Genomic DNA, 22,485 nt, shown 5'->3' on the forward strand with positions numbered 1-22,485 from the left:
GACAGGCCGCGTGGGCCAGTGGGGCCCTGGACCGAGCGCATGGGTCGGGTGGCACTACAGGAAACGAGGAGAAGAGCGAGGCTCGACGCCATGAGCGCCCGTGGGAGCGTCGTGGCGGACAGGTCGGGTTCTCTGCGTGGTGCTCCAAGCATTCCCCCCTATACCCGGCCAGGGGTGAGCATAGAAGGAGCAAAGCGGTCAATGCTCCCGCTCCGCGCTCATGACACGCCCGGCTCGCGTTGAAGTGGAAGCTCCAGGATGGCCGTGGCGCCCTTGCCGGGGCCCTCGCTCTCCAGCGTGAGTCGACCTCCCATCAACTGTGCCGCCAACGCGCTCGCGTGCAGGCCGAAGCCATGGCCGTCCTTGCGCGTGGTGAAGCCATGCGCGAACAGCCTCTCGCGCACACCTGGGTCGATCCCCATGCCGTTGTCCATCACCTGGATGCGCGCCATCCCCCCCTCCGAGGTGAGCCGCACGCGCAGCAGCCGCTGCCCCTCCGGCAGTACGTCCAGCGCGTTCTTCGCGTTGCTCAGCAGGTTGATGAGGATCTGCAACACCTTGTGCTTGTCCAGCTGCGCCTTCGGCACCGCCGACAGCTCGCGGATGATGGACACGCCGTGGCGCTTGAGCGAGCCCATCTGGATGCGCAGGGCGTCATCCACCAGCTGCGCCAGATCGCACTCCATCTCCATGAGCGATGTCTTGGCGTAGGTCTGCTGCACCTGGACGATGGCGCGGATGTGATCGATGTGCCGGGCCATCGCCTCCACGTCTCCCATCAACTTCTCCTGCTCGCGCAGCAGCTCGTCGGAGAGTCCGGCGAGGTAGTCCGGGAGCTGGCTGCCTCGCGGATCCCGGGTGAGGAAGTCCGCCAGGTTCCCCCGGTGCTCCAGGAGCAGGGTCGAGGCCTGCTTCACCCGGTTCACGCGCGAGGAGCCCACCGCCCTTCGCATCAGCTCGATGTTGATGACCGCGCTGGTGAGGACGTTGCCCACGTTGTGCAGCACGTTGGAGGCCACCTCCGTCATGCCCACCTCGCGCGCCATGTCCACCAGCCGGGCCTGGGCCTCCTTCAGCTCGCGCGTACGCTCGTCCACCCTCCGTTCCAGCTCATCATTGGCCCGGCGCAGGGCCGCCTCGCCCCTCTGGATGTCCGCGTACAGCCGCGCGTTCTCGATGGAAATGGAGGCCTGAGAGGCGATGTGGCTCAACAACGCGAAGCGCGCCGGACTGAAGGCGTTGGTGGCCAGGTTGTTCTCCAGGTACAGCACCCCGGAGAGCACATCCTGCCGCATCAACGGCAGGCACAGCACGGACCGGACCCCGCCACGCCGCAGGTACTCATCGGACGAGAACGGATGAGGCTGGGTGGCATCGTCGATGCGCACGTGCTCATGGGTGCGCTTGACGTAGGCGATGAGCGTCCACGGCAGCTCGTGGGCAGCACCCTCTCCCGATGGGAAGACGGCGCCTTCCGGCGAAACGCCCGAGACGGCCGCGACCGAGAGCGTGTCCCCACTGGGCAGAAGCAGGGCGCCCCGCTGGGCTCCGGCGTTCTCGATGGCCACCTGCATCAGGGTGCTCGCCAGCCGCTCCAGGACGATCTCCCGGGAGATGGCCTGCTGCGCCTTCACCACCGTGAGCGCGTCGATCTGCGTCGAGTCCGTACTGGTGGTCGAGCGCTCCTCGACCTCTCGCGAGGGCGCCAGGCCCTCCCACCGGGCATCCAGCTGCTGGACCTTGCCCCGGGCTCCCCATTGCAGGTACGCCGCCCGGGCATCGCGCGCGAAGGCGAGGGCCACCGTCGGCGCCTGCCGCGTCCGCCAGAAGTTCGCCGCGAGCTCCGCCGCCATGCCGACGTAATGGATGAAACCGTTCTCACGGGCCAGGCGGATGGCCTCTTCATACGCGCGGGTCGCATCCTCCGACCGACCCTCGAGGCGGGCCCGCTCCGCGAACACCATCCGCTCGGGAGCGCGGAACGTCTCGGGACAGCTCTCCGCCCACTCCGCGAGCTGCGCGTGGTGCTGCTGGATGGCCTCGAGGGACTTCGCCCGTGCCTCCGCCTCCTGTCCCTCGCAGCACGCGGCCAACGACAGGGCCCGGTAGAGGTTGAAGTCCAGCATGTTGATGCTGATCCTCACGACCCAGAGGACTCCGCTCAGCTTGTCGGCGGCCTCGAGCGCCTCCGCGTAGGCGCCGCACATGAAGCGGGACTTGAGCCGGGTGAGCCAATAAACACTGCGCACGGCGTTCATGCGCGCGGACGAAAGAGACGCCTCGAATGCGCTCTCGTCGAAGCCCTCGCCGCTCAGCGTGTCGAACGAGAGCGAGCACCCGCGCAGCTGCTGCACGTAGCGTTGATAGAGGAGGAGGATGTCCTGGGCATCCACGCTCCCGGCCCTGCGCGCGAAGTCGGCTCGCTGTACCGAGTCCCGGTAGACGTCATCCAGGTCGTGCCCCAAGACGAGCCGGTTCAGGATGATGGACATGACGCTGTAACAAGCCGTCAGCACGTCACTGGTCTGGATCGCATGGTGGAAGGCCTTGAGGATGACCTCATGCGCAACGGAGAGGGGCTGGCTCCAGTAACAGATGTACTGAAGGCTGTAGAGGACATTGGGCCGCCGATGGACCAGGTTGTAACGCTCGACGAGCTCACGAGCGAGCATGCCCAGCTCGTAGCCCTCCCGATACCGTTTGAAGAAGGGGCCGATCATCACCCCAAGCCAGCCAAAGCCGGTCACGGAGGGCTCCGTGAAGCCGTGACGCAGGGAGAGGGACACCATCCGGCACAGGACGATGATGAGCAGGTGGGGATTGGTGAGGTACGCCGGCCCGAACAGGGAGGCCAGGACGCTCATCGCCACCTTCATGTCCGGATCGGCCGTGGGTGGAAGGTCGGCGAGGCTCGCGATGGGCCGGTCTCCGAGCAACGCCCACACCTCCTCATAGGCCGCCGCCGCCTCCTCTCGCGAGGGGTTCGAGGGAATCGGCATGCCCAGCTGGTTCAGACACTCCAGCAAGCAGTCGCGGGCCTCCTGGATCCGACCCATTCCCATGAAGATGTCGTTCTTCAGGCGGTAGGCGGCCGCCATGTCCCCGTGGGTGCGTGCTCGGGGGCTGACCTCCTCCGCCAGGCGGCTCGCCTCGGCGACATTCCCGCTCATCAGCTCGCACGTCGCCCACTCGCGCCGCACCTTGAAGGCCAGCGCCGCGTCCGTCTCCCACGGGTCTCCCGGTATGAGCGAGAACGCCTTCGCGAAATAGGTAATGGCGGGACGATGCGCGATGGAGGCCATCGCCTTCGCTCCCGCCTCCGCGTTCAGCCTCGCCAGCCGGTGGCGCTCCTCGGGCTCCTTCATCAGCTCCGCCCCGGCGTTCAGCTGGCTCACCACGTCGAAGAGCCTCTCCCTCAGCGCCTCGGGCGTGAGGCTCTCCAGCATCGCCCTCCCGATGCGCAGGTGGATGGCCTTCTGCTCCTCCTCCGTGATGAGCGCATGGGCCGCCTGGTGGATTCGATCATGCAGGAACCGGTACTGCTCCGGGCCTCCTCTCATCACCAGTCCCTCCTGCAGCGCTGGCCCCAACCCCTGCTCCACCGCCCCCACCTCTCCCTGCTCCGAGAGCGTACTCAACATCGACAGGGAGAAGACGTTGCCCACGCACGCGGCCAGATGGAGCAGTCGCTGCACCTCCCCCGGCAGCTGGCGCAGCTTGCCCACCAGGAAGTCCACCACGTTGTCCGAGTACCCCATCGCCCGGACCCCCTCCTCGTCCCACCTCCACCCCTCGGCCGTGCGCACCAACAGCCCGTCCTGGTCCAACGTCAGCAAGAGCTGGTTGAGGAAGAACGGGTTGCCTCCCGTCTTCTCCCGCACCAGCTTGGAGAGCGGGGCAACCACCTCCCGCCCCGCCCCTGGCAGCGCATCCCCCACGAGCTGCTCCACCTGCTCCTGGCTCAGCGGCTCCAGCTGGATGTCCGTCACCCTCGCGCCCGACTTGCGCACCGCCTCCACCGTCAGCATCAGCGCATGGGAGAGACTGACCTCGTTGTCCCGGTAGGCCCCGAGCAGCAGCAGCGGCGGTGCCTCCGGGTGGGTGAGCAGATGCTGCAGCAATTGCAGACTGGCCGCGTCCGCCCACTGCAGGTCATCCAGGAACAACACCAGCGGGTGCTCCCTCGTGGCGAACACGCCCAGGAACTTCAGGAACACCTGATTGAAGCGGTTGCGCGTCTCGGAGGGAGGTAGCGCCTCGACGGGAGGCTGCCTGCCCGCGATGAGCTCCAGCTGGGGGACGAGCTCCACCATGCGCTGGCCCTGCTCCCCCCACGCTTCCTGGAGGCGCTCGCGCCAGCGCTCCAGCTCCTCGTCGCTGCCCGCCAGCAACTGCTGCACCAGCCCTCGAATCGCCTGCGCCAGCGTCGCGTATGGGATGTCTCGCTGGAACTGCTCGAACTTCCCACTCAGGAAGAAGCCGCGCCGCCGCACCACCGGCTTGTGCAGCTCCTGCACCAGCGACGACTTGCCGATGCCCGAGTAGCCTCGCACCAGCATCAGCTCCGCATGTCCTCCGTGGACGACCCGATCGAATCCACTCAGCAGCGTGGACACCTGGGCCTCTCGCCCATAGAGCCGCTGTGGCAGGGAGAGGCGCTGGGGAACATCCCGGGTTCCCAACGCGAACACCTCGCGCACTCCCTGGCGTAGTCCCTCGCGGCACTGCTCCAGATCGGCGCGCAGCCCCTCGGCGCTCTGGTAGCGCTCCTCGGCCGTCTTGGCCAACAGCTTCATCACGATGGCAGAGAGGGCCAGCGGAATGGACGGGCGGAGCTCGTGCGGTGGCCTCGGGTGCTGGGCCATGTGCGCGTGGAACCATTCGAGCGCATCCCGGCCCTGGAACGGCCGGCTCCCCGTCAGCAGCTCGTAGAACGTCACCCCCAGCGAATACAGGTCCGTGCGGTAGTCCACCAACCGGTTCATCCGCCCGGTCTGCTCCGGCGACATGTATGCCAGCGTCGCCTCGATCAGGTGCGCCGGTGCCGCCTCCAGGTGCTCCACCCGCTGTAGCGAGGCCCCTCCGAAGTCGACGAAGCGGGTACTTCCCGTCGGCTCGATGATGATGTTGGAGGGCTTGATGTCCTTGTGGATGACACCGTGGCGGTGGATGTCCGCGAGGATCGACACGAGGGAGATGGCCAGCTCCAGGAATCGCGGCACCTCCATGGGCTGCCCCACGAAGTCGGACAGGGGCGTACCGCGCACCTCCTCCATCAGGAGCACGGGGCGCTCGAGGACCTGCTCGTGGGAGTAGGGCCGGACCACGCCGCTCACATCCCGCAGCCGTTGCAGGATGCTGTACTCCCGGCGATAGCGCTCGCGCTCGCGCGGACCCGCGGCGGCTGTCGCCGGAGTCTTGATGATGACCGGCAAGCCATCCGACTCACGCACCGCCTGGAAGAGCACGTTCAAACCCGTGGATCGCAGCGTACCGAGAATCTTGTAACCCGGGATGTCGAACATCATGGTTCAGGTCGACCTGCCCCCCTCCGAATCAAGGAGCGTACAACCGAATCCCTTCCCACCAGAAGCTACCCCCCGTCGCCGCGCGCCGCTCGCCCGGTCCAGCCCTGGGATAATGGTCCCCGCCACGGGCCGGAAATGGCTCTTTCGAGAGGACCACTTCATTCCCATACTCCGTCGCGTTCCTTCCTTCCGCCCCGGAGCCATGCCATGCGTCCCGCGTCGCCGTCCACCGAGCCACATTTCTCATTTGTCCTCGAAACACCCGCCGCCACCCCCGAGGCCGCGCGGCAGCACTTCCTCGCGAAACTGTCGGTGGAGACGGATCCCGCCGACCTCAGGCTCGACCTGGAGCGCGGCCGGAAGGGCTTCGTCGTGGTGGACACACGCCCGCCCGAGGCCTACGCGCGCCGTCACATCCCCGGGGCGATCAACATCCCGGGCCGCACCGTTTCCGCCGAGACGACGGCGGCGCTCTCCAAGGACGACGTCATCGTCGTCTACTGCTGGAGCCCGGGCTGCAACGGCGCCACCAAGGCCGCGGTCCGCTTCGCCGCGCTGGGCTTCCGGGTGAAGGAGCTTCTGGGCGGCATCGAATACTGGGTGAAGGAGGGCTGCCCCACCGAAGGCACGCTCCCCCAGGGCGTCCCCGTCTTCGGCATCAAGGGCGAAATCTAAGGGACTCCCCGTACCTGGTGGGCGAGGTAGGCTGCGAGCCCATGCCGCGAGGAGTGCCCGCCGAGCTGTTCCCTCCGCACCTCCCGAGGTTGCGACAGGCGCAGGGACCGCTGCACCGACAGCTCTACGAGCGCCTGCGTCGAGCCATCCTCACGGGCGTGCTACCGCCCCGGAGCCGGTTGCCCTCCACCCGGACGCTGGCGGCCACCCTGGGGGTGTCCCGCAACACCGTGGAGCAGGCCTTCTCCCAGCTCGACGCGGAGGGGCTGTTGGAGCGGCGCGTGGGCTCTGGCTCGGTGGTGGCCCTGCCCGAGCATGTCTGGCCTCCGGATGGAACGGTTCGCGCCCCCAAGGGCCGAGCCGAGCTCGCCCCACCGCTGCGCGCGCGAGGCCGGCGGGTCGCGGAGCTGCCACTGTCGGCTCCGCCCAGTGGCCTGCTTCCATTCACCCCGTGCATGCCCGCGCTGGACGCCTTCCCGCTCTCCCTCTGGCGGCGCTCGCTCCAGCGCCAGAGCCGGCAGACTGGCACGCAGCTGCTGACCTACGGAGAGACGGCGGGTTGGCGCCCACTGCGTGAGGCGGTGGCCGCGCACGTGGGGACGTCGCGCGGGGTGCGTTGCGACTGGCGGCAGGTGCTCATCGTCACCAGCACGCAGCAGGCGCTGGAGCTCGTGGCGCGCCTGCTGCTGGAGGAGGGCGACGCGGTGTGGATGGAAGAGCCCGGCTACCTGGGCGCGCGCACCACCTTCTCCGCGGCGGGGGCCCGGCTCGTCCCCGTGCCCGTGGACGAGGGAGGCCCGCGGGTGGACGAGGGCCTCGCGCGAGCACCCGGGGCGCGTCTGGCCTACGTGACGCCGTCCTACCAGTACCCGCTCGGCCTCACGATGAACCTCGCGCGCCGGCTGGCCCTGCTGGAGTGGGCCCGGGCCTCGGGCGCCTGGGTGGTGGAGGACGACTACGACAGCGAGTTCCGCTACACGTCCCGGCCGCTCGCCGCGCTGCAGGGGTTGGACGACACGGGACGCGTGCTGTACGTGGGCACCTTCAACAAGGTGATGTTCCCCTCGCTGCGGCTGGCGTACCTCGTGGTGCCGGAGCCGCTCGTCGAGCCCTTCCGCCGCGCCAAGTCCCTGGCGGACGGACATACCGCCCTGCTGTCCCAGGCCGCCATGGTCGACTTCATGGAGCGAGGCCACTTCACCGCGCACCTGCGGCAGATGCGGCTGCTGTACGCCGAGCGGAGGCAGGCCCTGCTGGACGCGCTCCGCCGCGAGGCCGGGGACAGGCTCCAGCCGGTGGGTTCCGTGGAAGCGGGGATGCATGTCACGGTGAAGCTAGCGGGCCGCGGGGATGACGTGGGGCTCGTCCAGCGGGCCAGGGGTCAAGGACTGGATGCGCGTCCCCTCTCCACCCACTACCTGGGACCGAAGCGCTCGAGCGGATTCGTGCTGGGCTTCTCCGGCGTGGATCCCGCCACGCTCCGGGCCGCGGCGGCCTCCCTCGTTTCGGTGCTCTGAAACCGCCCTCCCCGTGCGTCAGGGAAGTGGGAGCTCCAGGGTGGCCGTGGCGCCCTTGCCGGGACCCTCGCTCTCCAGCGTGAGGCGACCTCCCATCAACTGCGCCGCCAGCGCGCTCGCGTGCAGGCCGAAGCCATGGCCGTCCTTGCGCGTGGTGAAGCCATGCGCGAAGAGCTTCTCGCGAACCTCCGGCGCGATCCCCATGCCGTTGTCCACCACCTGGATGCGCGCCCTCCCCCCTTCCGAGGTGAGCCGCACGCGCAACAACCGCTGCCCCTCCGGCAGCACGTCCAGCGCGTTCCTCGCGTTGCTCAGCAGGTTGATGAGGATCTGCAACACCTTGTGCTTGTCCAACTGCAACTTCGGCACCGCCGACAGCTCGCGGATGATGGACACGCCGTGGCGCTTGAGCGAGCCCATCTGGATGCGCAGGGCATCATCCACCAGCTGCCCCAGGTCACACTCCACCTCCATGAGCGACGTCTTGGCGTAGGTCTGCTGCACCTGGACGATGGCGCGGATGTGATCGATGTGCCGGGCCATCGCCTCCACGTCCTCCATCAACTTCTCCTGCTCGCGCAGCAGCTCGTCGGAGAGCTCGGCGAGGTAATCCGGGAGCTGGCTGCCTCGTGAATTCTCGGACAGGAAGTCCGCCAGGTTCCCCCGGTGCTCCAGGAGCAGGGCCGCGGCCTGCTTCACCCGGCTCACGCGCGAGGAGCCCACCGCCCTTCGCATCAGCTCGATGTTGATGACGGCGCTGGTGAGGACGTTACCCACGTTGTGCAGCACGTTGGAGGCCACCTCCGTCATGCCCACCTCACGCGCCATGTCCACCAGCCGGGCCTGGGCCTCCTTCAACGCGCGCGTGCGCTCGTCCACCCTCCGCTCCAGCTCATCGTTGGCCCGGCGCAGGGCCGCCTCGGCGATCCGGACCTCCGTGTACAGCCGCGCGTTCTCGATGGAGATGGCGGCCTGCGAGGCGAGGTGACTCAGCAGGAAGAGGCGCTCCGGGCTGAAGGCGTTGGTGGCCAGGTTGTTCTCCAGGTACAGCACCCCGGAGAACACCTCCTGCCGCATCAGCGGCAGGCACAGTACGGACCGGACTCCTCCACGCCGCAGGTACTCATCGGACGAGAACGGATGGGGCTGGGAGGCATCGTCGATGCGTACCTGCTCGAGGGTCCGTTTGACGTAGGTGATGAGCGACCACGGCAGCTCGGCGTCCAGCGAGCCACCCGAGACGGCCGCGACCGAGAGAAAGTCGCCCCTCGGCAGCAGCACGGCGCCCCGCTGGGCTCCGGCGTTCTCGATGACCACCTGCATCAAGGTGTTCGCCAGCCGCTCCAGGACGATCTCCCCGGAGATGGCCTGCTGCGCCTTCACCACCGTGAGCGCGTCGATCTGCGTCGAGTCCGTACTGGTGGTCGCGTCGGCGCGGAGGGTCTCGTCATCCGAGAGGACCCGCAGCGGCGCCAGGCCCGGCCACCGGGACTCCAGGTGCTGAACCTTCCCCAGGGCGCCCCACTGCACGTAGGCGGACCGGGCATCGCGCGCGAAACAAAGGGCGGCCGTCCGCGCCCGCCGCGTCCGCCAGAAGTTCGCCGCGAGCTCCGCCGCCATGCCGAAGTATTGAAGGAAGCCGTTCTCGCGGGCCGCATCGATGGCCTCTTCATAAGCGGGGCTCGCCTCATCCGGCCTCCCCCGGAGACGGGCCCACTCCGCGAACACCATCCGCTCCGGAGCACGAAAGGTCTCCGGGCAGATCTCCGCCCATCGCGCGAGCTGCGCGTGGTGCCGTTGGAGGGACTCGAGAAGCTCCTCCCGTGCTTCCTCCGACGACCGGGTCTCGAAGGTCGCGGCCAGCGACAGGGCCCGGAAGAGGTGGAAGTCCAGGATGTTGATGCTTCCCTTCATGACCCAGAGGAGCCCGGCCACCTTGTCCGCGGCCGCGAGCGCCTCCTCGTAGGCGCCACACATGAAGCGGGACCTGAGCTTGAGGATCCAATAGGCGCTGCGCAGGGCGCTCATGCGCGCGGACGACAAGGACGCCTCGAACTCCTTTTCGTCGAAGCCCTCCCCGCTCAGCGTATCGAACGAGGACGAGCGCCCGCGCATCTGCTGCACGTAGCGCTGGTAGAGGAGGATCATGTCCCGCGCGTCCACGACCCCGGCCTTGCGCGCGAAGTCGGCTCGCACGAGCGACTCCTGATAGACATCATCCAGGTTGTGCCCCATGGCGACGCGGTTCAAGACGATGGACGAGCCGCAATAACAAGCCGCCTGGAAGTCCCCCATCTGGACCGCATGGTGGAAGGCGCCGAGGACGATGTCCTGCGTCACCGAGAAGGGCTGGCTCCAATAGCTGATGAACTGCAGGCTGAAGAGGAGCCTTCCCCGGAGGGCGGACAGGTTGTAGCGCTCGACGAGCTCGCGGGCGAGCGCCCCCAACGCATAGCCTTCCCGGTACCGATTGAAGGACACGCCGGACATCAATCCCAGCCAGCTGAAGCCGGTCACGGAGTGCGCCGTGAAGCCGTGGCGCAGGGTGAGGGACACCATCCGGCACAGATTGATGATGAGCAGGTGGGGATTGATGAAGAACGCGGACGAGAAGAGCGAATGGAAGGCGCCCATCGCCAGCTTCATGTCCGGATCCGTCATGGGCGGAAGGTCGACGAGGCTCTCGATGGGCCGGTCTCCGATCAGCGCCCACACCTCCTCATAGGCGGCCGCCGCCTCTTCCTGGGAGGGACTCGAGGGAATCGGCATGCCCAGCCGCTCCAGGAACTCCAGCATGCAGGCGCTGGCTTCCTGGAGTCGCCCCGTCCCCACGAGGGTGTCGTTCTTCAGGCGGTAGGCTTCCGCCATGTCCGAGTGGGTGCGTGCTCGGGGGAGGAGCTCCTCCGCCAGGCGGCTCGCCTCGGCGGAGTTGCCACACATGAGCTCGCACGTCGCCTGGTCGAGTCTCACCTTGAGGGCCAGCGCCGCGTCCGTCTCCCACGGGTCTCCCGGTATGAGCGAGAACGCCTTCGCGAAATACGTGATGGCGGGACGATGCGCGATGGAGGCCATCGCCTTCGCTCCCGCCTCCGCGTTCAGCCTCGCCAGCCGGTGGCGCTCCTCGGGCTCCTTCATCAGCTCCGCCCCGGCGTTCAGCTGGCTCACCACGTCGAAGAGCCTCTCCCTCAGCGCCTCGGGCGTGAGGCTCTCCAGCATCGCCCTTCCGATGCGCAGGTGGATGGCCTTCTGCTCCTCCTCCGTGATGAGCGCATGGGCCGCCTGGTGGATTCGATCATGCAGGAACCGGTACTGCTCCGGGCCTCCTCTCATCACCAGTCCCTCCTGCAGCGCTGGCCCCAACCCCTGCTCCACCGCCCCCACCTCTCCCTGCTCCGAGAGCGTGCTCAACATCGACAGGGAGAAGACGTTGCCCACGCACGCGGCCAGATGGAGCAGTCGCTGCACCTCCCCCGGCAGCTGGCGCAGCTTGCCCACCAGGAAGTCCACCACGTTGTCCGAGTACCCCATCGCCCGGACCCCCTCCTCGTCCCACCTCCACCCCTCGGCCGTGCGCACCAACAGCCCGTCCTGGTCCAACGTCAGCAAGAGCTGGTTGAGGAAGAACGGGTTGCCTCCCGTCTTCTCCCGCACCAGCGCGGACAAGGGCTCCACCACCTCCCGCCCCGCCCCTGGCAGCGCATCCCCCACGAGCTGCTCCACCTGCTCCTGGCTCAGCGGCTCCAGCTGGATGTCCGTCACCCTCGCGCCCGACTTGCGCACCGCCTCCACCGTCAGCATCAGCGCATGGGAGAGACTGACCTCGTTGTCCCGGTAGGCCCCGAGCAGCAGCAGCGGCGGTGCCTCCGGGTGGGTGAGCAGATGCTGCAGCAATTGCAGACTGGCCGCGTCCGCCCACTGCAGGTCATCCAGGAACAACACCAGCGGGTGCTCCCTCGTGGCGAACACGCCCAGGAACTTCAGGAACACCTGATTGAAGCGGTTGCGCGTCTCGGAGGGAGGTAGCGCCTCGACGGGAGGCTGCCTGCCCGCGATGAGCTCCAGCTGGGGGACGAGCTCCACCACGCGCTGGCCCTGCTCCCCCCACGCTTCCTGGAGGCGCTCGCGCCAGCGCTCCAGCTCCTCGTCGCTGCCCGCCAGCAACTGCTGCACCAGCCCTCGAATCGCCTGCGCCAGCGTCGCGTACGGGATGTCTCGCTGGAACTGCTCGAACTTCCCACTCAGGAAGAAGCCGCGCCGCCGCACCACCGGCTTGTGCAGCTCCTGCACCAGCGACGACTTGCCGATGCCCGAGTAGCCTCGCACCAGCATCAGCTCCGCATGTCCTCCGTGGACGACCCGATCGAATCCACTCAGCAGCGTGGACACCTGGGCCTCTCGCCCATAGAGCCGCTGTGGCAGGGAGAGGCGCCGGGGCACGTCCCGTGCGCCCAACGGAAACACCTCGAGCGGCCCTTCCCGGCACCGCTCCAGATCGGCGCGCAGCCCCTCGGCGCTCTGGTAGCGCTCCTCGGCCGTCTTGGCCAACAGCCTCATCACGATGGCAGAGAGGGCCAGCGGAATGGACGGGCGGAGCTCGTGCGGTGGCCTCGGGTGCTGGGCCATGTGCGCGTGGAACCATTCGAGCGCATCCCGGCCCTGGAACGGCCGGCTCCCCGTCAGCAGCTCGTAGAACGTCACCCCCAGCGAATACAGGTCCGTGCGGTAGTCCACCAACCGGTTCATCCGCCCGGTCTGCTCCGGCGACATGTACGCCAGCGTCCCTTCGACCAGGTCCGCGGGTGCCGCCTCCAGGTGCTCCACCCGCTGCAACGTGGCCACCCCGAAGTCGATGAGACGGGTTCCCCCCGTCGGCTCGGCGATGATGTTGGCGGGCTTGATGTCCTTGTGGATGACGCCGTGGCGGTGGATCTCCCCGAGGTTCGCCGCCAGGGAGACGGCCAGCTCCAGGAATCGCGGGATCGCCAGGGGCTGGCCCACGAGCTCGGACAGGGGCACACCGCGCACCTCCTCCATCAGGAGCACGGGGCGCTCGAGGATCTGCTCGTGGGAATAGGGCCGGACCACGCCACGCACATCCCGCAGCCGTTGCAGGATGCTGTACTCCCGGCGATAGCGCTCGCGCTCGCGCGGACCCGCGGACACGGTCGCGGGCGTCTTGATGATGACCGGCAGGCCATCCGACTCGCGTACCGCCTGGAAGAGCACGTTCGAGCTCGTGGCTCGGAGCGTACCGAGGAGCTTGTACCCTGGGATATCGAGCATCAATCACCCCAGGCGGCGAACCCGAAGCTGGATGCCACTCTTGGGGTGGGGGAAGGGAACCTGGACGTACTCGAGATCCTGCCCCGGCACGAGCTCCCACGTGTAGTGCTTCAGCAACAACGCCAGCATCACGCTCATCTCCACCATCGCGAAGTGCTGGCCCAGGCAGATGCGCGGCCCGCCGCCGAAGGGAATGAACGTGCCGGGCTTCTTCTGCTCGTTGCGCTCGGAGCCGAAGCGATCGGGATCGAACCGCTCCGGGGCCGACCAGGTCGAGCCCCCGTGCGCGGACTTGATGCTGACGGGAATCATCCACCCCTTGGGGATGCGGTAGCCGTTGTAGGCCACGTCCCGGGTGGTGACGCGGAAGGCACCGCCAATGGGAGGAATGAGACGCATGCCCTCGTTGAGGAGCTGGACGAGGTAGGGCATCGCCCGCAGCCCATCCAGCGTGAGGGGGCCCTGCAGGCCCGCGACCGCCTCGCGGCCCCGCTGGAGCACGTCCGGGTACTGGGCCAGCATCAGCAGGAGGTTGGAGGTGGCGGTGACGGTGGTGTCGTGCCCGGCGAAGAGGAGCAGTTGCAGCTCGTCGACGATCACCTCGCGCGTCAGGGGATTGCCCGCCTCGTCACGGCTCTGGATGAGCGAGCCCAGCAGATCCGGCGGTTGCTCGGTCCGCGACTGCCGCTCGGAGACCACCTGCTCCAGGTAGCCGACCATCGCCTTCTTCGCGGCGAGCGCCCGCCCGAACGTCGTCCAGGGCAGGTTCACCGTGACGGGAACGAAGAGCCCCGCCGTCCAGGACTTGAAGTGGCGCATCAGGAACGGCACGTCCACCGTGTCCTGCCCGAAGATGAGCGCCAGGGCGATCTCGAAGGCCAGCTCCCGCATGGCGGGCCACAAGGTGAAGTCGCCCGGGAGCGCCGCCCAGCGCTCGAAGTGCCGCGTGGCGATCGCTTCGATGGTGGGCACGAACCCACGCATCGTCGCGTAGCTGAAGTGGGGCGCGAGCAGACGGCGCCGCTCCAGGTGCTCCTCGCCTTCGATCATCGAGAGGCAGTGCGCCCCGAGCAACTGGCGGACCCCCGGAGTCCAGCGGTTCTTCAGGTACTTGCCCTCGCCCGCGAAGATCCACTGGATGGCCTCCGGGCCGAGCAGGAACACGGTGGGTGAACCCAGCACGTGGGACCGGAAGACGGGGCCGTACTGGCTTTGCCGGCGTTGGATGAAGGCCCGGCTGGAGCGCAGGAACTCCAGCGTCTCCCCGAGCAGCGGGAGGCCAGATTTCCCAGGGGGGAGCGGGAGGTTCTCAGGAGACGGGGAACTGGCATCCACCTGGAGCGTCATGTCGATGTCTCCGGGCCGTTGGGGGAACAGCCCATGAGGAGAGATCATACAGGAAGCCCAGGCGGGACGTGAGGGAGCGGCCGGGAGTCCAACCCCTCCTCTCCTCTGACGTTCATCGTGACTTTCACTGCGGGCGTAGCACGAGCAGCCGCAGCTCGGTCATGTCCTCGATGGCGTACTTCACGCCCTCGCGCCCCACCCCCGAGCCCTTCACGCCGCCGTAGGGCATCGTGTCGACGCGGAAGCTCGGCACGTCGCCCACGACGACGCCTCCCACCTCCAGCTCGTCCCACGCGTGCATCGCCTTCGACAAGTCATTGGTGAAGAGGCCCGCCTGCAATCCATAGCGCCCCTCGTTCACCACTCGCAGCGCCTCGTCGAATGCCTGGAAGGGCTGGAGCAATACGACCGGACCGAAGGCCTCCTCCGCGCTCAGCGGCTCGTCGGCGGGCACGCCCTCCAGCACGGTGGCCTCGAGCAGTGCGCCGCGCCGCCCTCCCCCCGTCAGCACACGAGCCCCCCGCTCCACCGCGCGTTGAATCCAGCCCTCCAGCCGCCGCGCGGCGGGCTCGTCGATCATCGGACCGAGCGTGGTGGACTCGTCCCGGGGGTTCCCCGCGCGCAGCGCCCGCGCCCGTGCGACGAGCCGCTCGCGCAGCGCGTCGTACAGCTCCTCGTGCACGAGCACGCGCTGCACCGAGATGCAGCTCTGCCCCGCCTGGAAGAAGGCGCCATGGGCCACCCGGTCCGCGACGAAGTCCAGGCGTTCGCCCTGGTCACGGTCCACCACGCAGGCCGCGTTGCCTCCCAACTCCAGGACCACCTTCTTGCGGCCAGCGCGCGCCTTGAGCTCCCACCCCACCTTCTCCGAGCCGGTGAACGAGAGCAGCTTCAGCCGGTCGTCCTCGATGAAGGGCCCCACGTCCTCGAGGCGCGTCGGGAGCACCGAGAAGGCCCCCTCGGGGAGCTCCGTCTCGGCGAGCACCTCGGCCAGGAGCATCGCGCTCACGGGCGTGCGATCCGACGGTTTGAGCACGAACGGGCAACCCGCGGCGATGGCCGGCGCCACCTTGTGCGCCACCAGGTTGAGCGGGAAGTTGAACGGGGTGATGAACGAGCACGGGCCCACGGGCACGCGCTGGGTGAAGCCCCGGTAGCCGGCCGCGCGCCGGGACACCTCCAGGTTCAGCACCTCGCCCTCGAGCCGCACGGCCTCCTCGGCCGCCGCCTTGAACGTGTCGATCAACCGGGTGACCTCGCCCCGAGCGTCGCGCAGGGGCTTGCCCGCCTCGACGCAGAGCGCGAGCGCGAGCTCCTCGGCCCGCTCATGGAAGCGGCGCACACAGTGCTCGAGCACCTCCTGCCGCGCATACGGCGCCAGCCGCCGCATGGGGCCCGTCGCGCGCACCGCGGCGGCGATGGCCTCCTCCACGGCCGCCGCGTCCGCGAGCGCCACGCGGGTCACGACCTCGCCCGAGTACTTATCGGTCACGGCCAGCTCCGCGTTGGACTGCCGCGGACGGTTGGCCAGGTAATACGGATAGCGTTCAGCCAGCATGGCGTTCCTCCCTTTCAAACGGCGCCGAGAGCGCGCGCATCATCCGAGTAGTCGATGGGCAGGTCGATGACGTGCACGCCGCCCGACTCCAGGCAGCGCGCGAGCGTGGAGCCGAACTCCGTGGCGCTCGTGGGGCGGTGTCCGCGTGCGCCGTAGGCTTCCGCGTAGCGGACGAAGTCCGGGTTGCCCAGCTCCATTCCATAGTCCGGCAGCCCCATCTCCCCCTGCTTCCAGCGGATCATCCCGTAGCCGTCGTCGCGCACCACGACCACCGTCAGGTCCAGCTTCAGGCGCACCGCCGTCTCCAGCTCCTGCGAGTTCATCATGAACCCGCCGTCACCACAGACCGCGAGCACCTTGCGGCGCGGGTGGACCAGCTTCGCCGCGAGGGCGGACGGGAGCCCCGCGCCCATGGTCGCGAGCGCGTTGTCGAGCAGCAGCGTGTTGGGCCGGCGGCAGCGGTAGTAGCGGGCGAACCAGAGCTTGTACATGCCGTTGTCCAGGCACACGATTCCATCATCCGGCATCGCGCGCCGCACCTCGGCGACGAGCCGCGCGGGGTAGATGGGGAAGCGGTCGTCGTCCGTGCCGCGCGCGAGCTGCGCGTCGAGCCCCGCGCGGGCCTGCTCGAAGGGCGAGAAGTCCCAGTGCGAGCGGGGACCGACCCCCTCGGCCAGGCGCCACACCGCGTTGGCGATGTCGCCCGTCACCTCCACCTTGGGGAAGTACACGGGGTCCACTCCAGCCGGCGAGAAGTTCAGGTGGACCACCGTGCGGCGGTCGTCGCGCATGACGAAGGGCGGCTTCTCGATGACGTCGTGGCCCACGTTGATGATGCAGTCCGAGGCCTCGATGGCGCGGTGGACGTAGTCCCCGTCCGAGAGCGCCGCCGTGCCCATCCAGAGCGGATGCGTCTCATCCACCACGCCCTTGCCCATCTGGGTGCTGAAGAAGGGAATCCCCACCCGGTCCACGAAGACGCGCAGCATCTCCGAGGTGAGCTTGCGGTTGGCCCCCGCGCCAATCATGAGCAGCGGGCGGCGGGCGGACGCGATGGCCTCGACCGCCTGCGCGATGGAGGCCTCGTCGGCCACGGGCCGGCGATGGACCATGGGCGCGAGGGGCGCGGCCTCCGTGGACTCGCGCGCCACGTCCTCGGGCAGCTCCAGGTGCGTCGCACCGGGGCGCTCCTCCTGGGCGCGGCGGAAGGCCTCGCGCACCGCCGAGGGGACGTGCTCCGCGGAGACGAGCGTGCGGGTGGACTTGGTGAGCGGCCGCATCATCCCCACGACGTCGACGATCTGGAAGTGGCCCTGCTTGCTGACCTTGATGGGCTTCTGCCCGGTGATCATCACCATGGGCATGGCGCCGAGCTGGGCATACGCCGCGGCCGTGACGAAGTTGGTCGCGCCGGGCCCCAGCGTCGCGAGGCACACGCCCGCGTTCCCCGTGAGCCGTCCCCACGTGGCGGCCATGAAGCCCGCGGCCTGCTCGTGGCGCGTGACGACGAAGCGCATGCCCGAGGCACGCATGGACTCGAGCAGGTCCAGGTTCTCCTCTCCAGGGAGTCCGAAGACGCAACGCACGCCCTCCGCTTCCAGCGCTTTGACGAACACATCCGATGCCTTCATGGGGTTCTTCCTCCGGGACGAGGAGAAATCTAAACGTGGGCCACGATTCGTCCATTCGTTTGTTCCCATGAACCCGATAGGCATTGCCTATGATGAGGGAATGGAGCTCCGCCACCTGCGCTACTTCTCCGCCGTCGCCGACGCGCTGCACTTCGGCCGTGCCGCGCGAGTCCTCCACGTCTCGCAGCCCACGCTGTCGCAGCAGATCCGCCAGCTCGAGGAGGAGCTCGGCGCGCCGCTCTTCGAGCGCGCACGCGGCGGTGTGCGGCTGACGCAGGCGGGGGAGCTGTTCCGCACCTATGCCTCGCGCGCGCTGGAGGACGTGGACGCCGGCCGCATGGCGGTGGGAGCGCTGCGCGGACTGGCCACGGGGACGCTGCGGGTGGGCTACCCGCCCAGCATGCGCGGCGTGGTGGTGCCCGCGCTCGCCGCCGTGCTGCGCAGGCATCCAGGCCTGGCGCTGAGCGCCGAGGAGGCCATCGTCCGGCGCGTGGAGCGGCGGCTCGCCGACGGCAAGCTGGACGTGGGGCTGGCGTACGCCCCCGCGCGCCTCCCCGACCTCGACGCGGAGCCCGTCTTCGACAGCAAGCTCGCGCTCGTCGTCGCGCGGGGGCACCCGCTGGCGGGAGCGAAGTCCGTGGGGGCGCGTCAGCTCGCCGAGGAGTCGTTCGCGTTGCTCTCGCGTGGGCTGCGGGTGCGCGCGCGCGTGGATGCCTGGTTCTCCGCCATGCGGCTCGCCCCCCACATCGCGCTCGAGTCGAACGCGGTGGGCACCGTGCTCGCGATCGTCCGCGCGGGCCTCGCCGTCACCGTGCTCCCCGAGCCGCAGCTCGCCGACGCCGAGAGATTGGTGGTGAAACGGCTCTCTCCAGCGCCCCGCTCCGAGCTCGCGGCGCTCCTCTGGCGCAAGGGAGCTCCGCGTACACCCGCGGCGGAACTGTTCGCGGAGCAGGTGCGCGAGCGGGCGAAGGAGACCAGGGCGAATTGACGCGTCAATAGCCGTGTCAGAAACCGTCACTGACACGTCAGAACGCGCTTTCTCCCGGCTTTCGCGGTTGGCACTCCCCTCCTCCGTCCTCTAGAAGGCCCCCGCGCGGCTCCGTGGCCCGGAGCCTGCAATCAACTTCGGAGACCCATCGCTCGTCGAGAGCGGCTGCTTCGGAAATCGGAGCAAGCGGGTGGGAGGAAAATCTTGTTTTCACGAAAGCATCACCAGTTGCTCGGGGGAGTCGCACTCCTCTGGGCCTTCACCGCGCAGGCGCAGCGCAACATCCCCAGCTTCGAGCTGGAGCGGCTGCAGCTCAACCCCAGTGCGCGAGACAGCCTCGTGCTGTCGACCGGCGACCTGCTGCAGAAGGGGCAGTACAACGTCGCCTTCACCATGCATTACGAGAACAAGCCGCTCGTGCTCCTCCAGAATGACAGGGAGATTGGCACCGTCATCTCCGACCGCGTGACGGCGCACCTGAGCGGCGCCTACGCCTTCACCAACTGGCTCGAGGTGGGCGCGCAGATTCCCGTCGTGTCCCAGTGGGGCCCGGAGACCGGGGGACTGGGCTATGAGACGCCGGAGACCCTGGCGCTGGGTACTCCCTGGCTGCAGGCTCGCGCTGGCATCCTCTCCGAGAATCGTGACGGACCGCTGGACCTCGGCGTGCACCTCGGCGCGGCGCTGCCCCTGGGCAGCGCGGAGGCCCTCACGCGGGACCAGGGCTTCGTCTTCACGCCGCGCCTGGGCCTCGGCAAGCGCATCGGGGATTCCTGGCGCGTGGGCGCCGACGTGGGCGCGCTCGTCCGCACCAAGACGTACCCGCTCTCCGAGGGACGGGTGGACTCCCGGGACGAGCTGGGCCTGGAGGTGAATGGCGGCATCAACGTCACCGCCGCCCTGTTCGGCATCAAGGAGGAGCTGCTGGTGCGCGGCACGTACCCCACGGCGCGCACGCCCGCCTCCCTGGAGGTGCTGCTCGGCCTGCGCGCCCCCCTGGGCCAGGGCGTGGAGGTGTACGGCATGGGCGGCCCCGGCTTCGGAACGACGCCGGGCACTCCGGCCTTCCGCGTGTTCGCGGGCCTCGCGTTCTCCCCGGACACCGCCGCGGCGGCCCGGTGCGTGGAGGGCAAGCCCCACGACCCGGCCCAGTGCCCCGACCTCGACGCCGACGGTGACGGCGTGAAGAACTCCGCCGACCGCTGCCCGACCGAGAAGGGCCTCGCCGAGCTCAACGGCTGCCCCGACACCGACGACGACAAGGACGGCATCCTCAACCGGGCCGACCGCTGCCCCGCCCAGGCGGAGAACGTCAACGGCTACCAGGATGACGACGGCTGCCCGGATGACCCGGACTCCGACGGTGATGGCATCGTGGACTCGAAGGACGCCTGCCCGAAGGACGCCGAGGACAAGGACGGCTTCCAGGACGAGGACGGCTGCCCCGACCCGGACAACGACCAGGACGGCGTCACCGACGCGCGCGACGCCTGCATCAACGAGGCGGGTCCGAGGGAGAACCGCGGCTGCCCCGACAAGGATCGCGATGGCGACGGCCTCGTCGACCGGCTCGACAACTGCCCCGATGAGAAGGGCACCGAGAAGAACAAGGGCTGCAAGGAGAAGCAGACCGTGCAGATCGAAGAGGGGCAGATCCGCCTGCTCGAGGCCGTCTTCTTCGAGAACAACAAGGACGTCATCAGCCCGCGCAGCCACAAGATGCTCGACTCGGTGGCGGCCATCCTCAACTCGCACCCGGAGATCGAGAAGGTGCGCATCGAGGGCCACACCGACAACCAGGGCCAGGCCGACTACAACATGGACCTGTCGCAGCGCCGCGCCAACGCGGTGGCGAAGTACCTCGAGAGCAAGAACGTGGCAGCCAGCCGCCTGGAGCCCAGGGGCTTCGGCCAGACGCGGCCCATCGCCAGCAATGACACCAAGGAAGGCCGCGCGAAGAACCGTCGCGTGGAGTTCAAGATCGTCGGGGACGCTGACGGCGTGCAGACGCAGCAGGGCAACCCCACCGGCACCCTCGAGAAGTGAGGTAGAGATTCCATGGATACGTGTGTCAATGAAACGCTCCCCCGGGAGCCAGCGTCCGTGAAGTTCTCGCGCGCGGCGATTTCCGCGGCGGCGCTCACGTTCGCCCTCCTCGTCACCCTCACCGGCTGTGGTGGAACGGAGCTCTCCGAGTCCACCACCCAGGACCCCACGCAGGAGGGGACCTACGCGCTCGCCACCTGCGGCAACGGCAAGCTCGAAGAAGACGAGCAGTGCGACGACGGCAACACCACCGATGGTGATGGCTGCAGCTCCACTTGCACCCTCGAGGCCCGAGCGAACTGCGGCAACGGTACGCTCGACGATTTCGAGCAGTGCGACGACGGCAACACCACCGATGGTGATGGCTGCAGCGCCATCTGCACCATCCAGGGCGGGTACAGCTGCCCCGCCAGCCCTGCCAGCCCCTCGGGTCCCTCGGTGTGCGCACCGAGGTGTGGTGATGGTATCAAGGACACGTCCGAGGCCTGCGACGACGGCAACACCACCGATGGTGACGGCTGCAACGCCACCTGCACCGCCGTGGAGAGCAGCTTCGGCTGCAAGAACACGGGCGCGAGCGCCTTCATCACCCGCCGCGGCCGGACCGAATGCTTGACCAGGTCGAATCTCGGCGCTCCGCCCGGACTGCCCGAGACCGCGATCCAGCCCGACCTGAGCGTGCCGGGCCGGTACCGCATTCAATACGTCTCGGGAGCCATCAGCTTCTCGAACAACAAGAACTGGCGCCCCGGCATCATGGGCGTCAACTACTTCACCCCCGCCGGTGAGCAGGCCTTCTCGGTCGGATACACCGAAGGTTTCGACACGCGCGAACAGGCCCTCGCCCTGGCAGTCAACCCGGGCGCCCGTACGCGCGTGGAGAGGGACTTCGAGGCGCTCACGGGCGACGTGCGCGTGACCTTCATCGACAACGACTGCGACCTGCTCAACAACACCGACAACACCATCACCTACCGCGTGGACGCGATGTCCATCTGCCAGCTGATTCCCGTCGTCACGGATCCGCCCGCGGGTGGCATCACGGATCCGGTTCTCGGGGGCACCGCCTCGCCGGGCGCCACCGTGAAGGTCTACATCGATGGAAGCACCTCGCCGGCTTGCGAAGCCGTCGCCGATTCTTCCGGCAATTGGACGTGCACCATCTCCGGCTACGAGGAGGGGGAGCACTCTATCACCAAGGTCACCTCCACCACCCTGAGCGCCACGGAGGAGAGCACCCCTGGTATCGACTTCAGCCTCGATAACAACCCGCCAGCCCCGCCCGTCATCACGGGCCCGACGCCGGGCTCCGTGCTTGACACCTCGACGCCCGTGATCAGCGGCACGGCGGAGGCGAACAGCACGGTGACGGTGCGTGAGGGCGACACGGTGATCTGCACCGCCACCACCGACGCCAGCGGCGCGTGGAGCTGCACCCCGACCACCCCGCTCTCCGAGGGTCCGCACACCGTGACGGCCACGGCCACCGACGTGGCAGGCAACACCAGCCAGCCCTCCAACGACGATCCCTTCACCATCAGCATCCCGCCCGACACCACCATCACCAAGGGCCCCGGTGAGAGCACCGAGAACACCACCGCTGAGTTCGAGTACGCGTCGAACGAGAGCAACGTGACCTACGAGTGCAGCCTGGACGGTCAGGATTTCGCTCCTTGCGAGACCAGCTACACCGTCGCCCGGGGGCAGCACACGTTGAGAGTGCGCGCCGTGGATGCCGCGGGCAACGTGGACCCGACGCCCGCCGAGTACACGTGGACGGTGACGGAGCCCGCTCCCGGGGAGCCCCCCGTCTTCGCCGGTAACGGCTGCAGCGCGGCCCCCGTCTCGTCCTGGCTGGCGCTCCTGGGCCTGCTCGGCCTGCGTCGGAGGAGCCGTCGCTGAGCTGAAGTGA

10 protein-coding genes are annotated in these 22,485 nt (G+C 68.6%); 5 read left to right on the plus strand and 5 right to left on the minus strand.

Annotated features, from left to right (window positions below):
• Nucleotides 1-218: 218 nt before the first annotated feature.
• Entirely contained in the window at nucleotides 219-5,525 is a 5,307-nt protein-coding gene (locus tag JQX13_RS10160) for a trifunctional serine/threonine-protein kinase/ATP-binding protein/sensor histidine kinase (RefSeq protein ID WP_203411962.1), read from the minus strand.
• Nucleotides 5,526-5,735: 210 nt separating this feature from the next.
• On the opposite strand from JQX13_RS10160, the gene JQX13_RS10165 reads away from it, so the two are divergent.
• Complete coding sequence (locus JQX13_RS10165) at nucleotides 5,736-6,203, plus strand: rhodanese-like domain-containing protein (RefSeq protein WP_203408837.1); 468 nt, start codon at nucleotides 5,736-5,738, stop codon at nucleotides 6,201-6,203.
• A gap of 41 nt (nucleotides 6,204-6,244) precedes the next feature.
• Nucleotides 6,245-7,720, plus strand: a complete 1,476-nt coding sequence (locus tag JQX13_RS10170; protein WP_203408838.1) for a PLP-dependent aminotransferase family protein — start codon at nucleotides 6,245-6,247, stop codon at nucleotides 7,718-7,720.
• 18 nt (nucleotides 7,721-7,738) lie between these two features.
• Here the strand turns inward: JQX13_RS10170 and JQX13_RS10175 are convergent, their stop codons facing one another.
• From JQX13_RS10175 to JQX13_RS10190, 4 genes are all read right to left on the minus strand, one after another.
• Nucleotides 7,739-13,003 (minus strand): trifunctional serine/threonine-protein kinase/ATP-binding protein/sensor histidine kinase, encoded by a 5,265-nt coding sequence (locus JQX13_RS10175; protein ID WP_203408839.1) that lies wholly within the window; start codon nucleotides 13,001-13,003, stop codon nucleotides 7,739-7,741.
• Between the two features lie 3 nt (nucleotides 13,004-13,006).
• Entirely contained in the window at nucleotides 13,007-14,398 is a 1,392-nt protein-coding gene (locus tag JQX13_RS10180) for a cytochrome P450 (protein WP_203408840.1), read from the minus strand.
• Nucleotides 14,399-14,474: 76 nt separating this feature from the next.
• A complete protein-coding gene (locus tag JQX13_RS10185) occupies nucleotides 14,475-15,908 on the minus strand; it encodes an aldehyde dehydrogenase family protein (RefSeq protein WP_203408841.1) in 1,434 nt (477 codons plus the stop codon).
• A 14-nt stretch (nucleotides 15,909-15,922) separates the two neighbouring features.
• A complete protein-coding gene (locus JQX13_RS10190) occupies nucleotides 15,923-17,539 on the minus strand; it encodes an acetolactate synthase large subunit (protein WP_203408842.1) in 1,617 nt (538 codons plus the stop codon).
• Nucleotides 17,540-17,639: 100 nt separating this feature from the next.
• Here JQX13_RS10190 and JQX13_RS10195 point away from each other — a divergent pair, with 100 nt between their 5' ends.
• The 3 genes from JQX13_RS10195 (at nucleotide 17,640) to JQX13_RS10205 (ending at nucleotide 22,475) form a co-directional block, all read left to right on the plus strand.
• Nucleotides 17,640-18,527 carry a LysR substrate-binding domain-containing protein gene (locus JQX13_RS10195; RefSeq protein WP_203408843.1) on the plus strand — a complete coding sequence of 296 codons (888 nt, stop codon included), beginning with the start codon at nucleotides 17,640-17,642 and terminating at the stop codon, nucleotides 18,525-18,527.
• Nucleotides 18,528-18,731: 204 nt separating this feature from the next.
• Nucleotides 18,732-20,573, plus strand: coding sequence for an OmpA family protein (locus tag JQX13_RS10200; protein WP_203408844.1), 1,842 nt, complete (start codon nucleotides 18,732-18,734; stop codon nucleotides 20,571-20,573).
• A 57-nt stretch (nucleotides 20,574-20,630) separates the two neighbouring features.
• A complete protein-coding gene (locus JQX13_RS10205; protein WP_239014663.1) occupies nucleotides 20,631-22,475 on the plus strand; it encodes a myxococcus cysteine-rich repeat containing protein in 1,845 nt (614 codons plus the stop codon).
• Nucleotides 22,476-22,485: the final 10 nt, after the last annotated feature.

The sequence above is a fragment of the Archangium violaceum genome (assembly GCF_016859125.1).
Lineage (GTDB): Bacteria > Myxococcota > Myxococcia > Myxococcales > Myxococcaceae > Archangium > Archangium violaceum_A.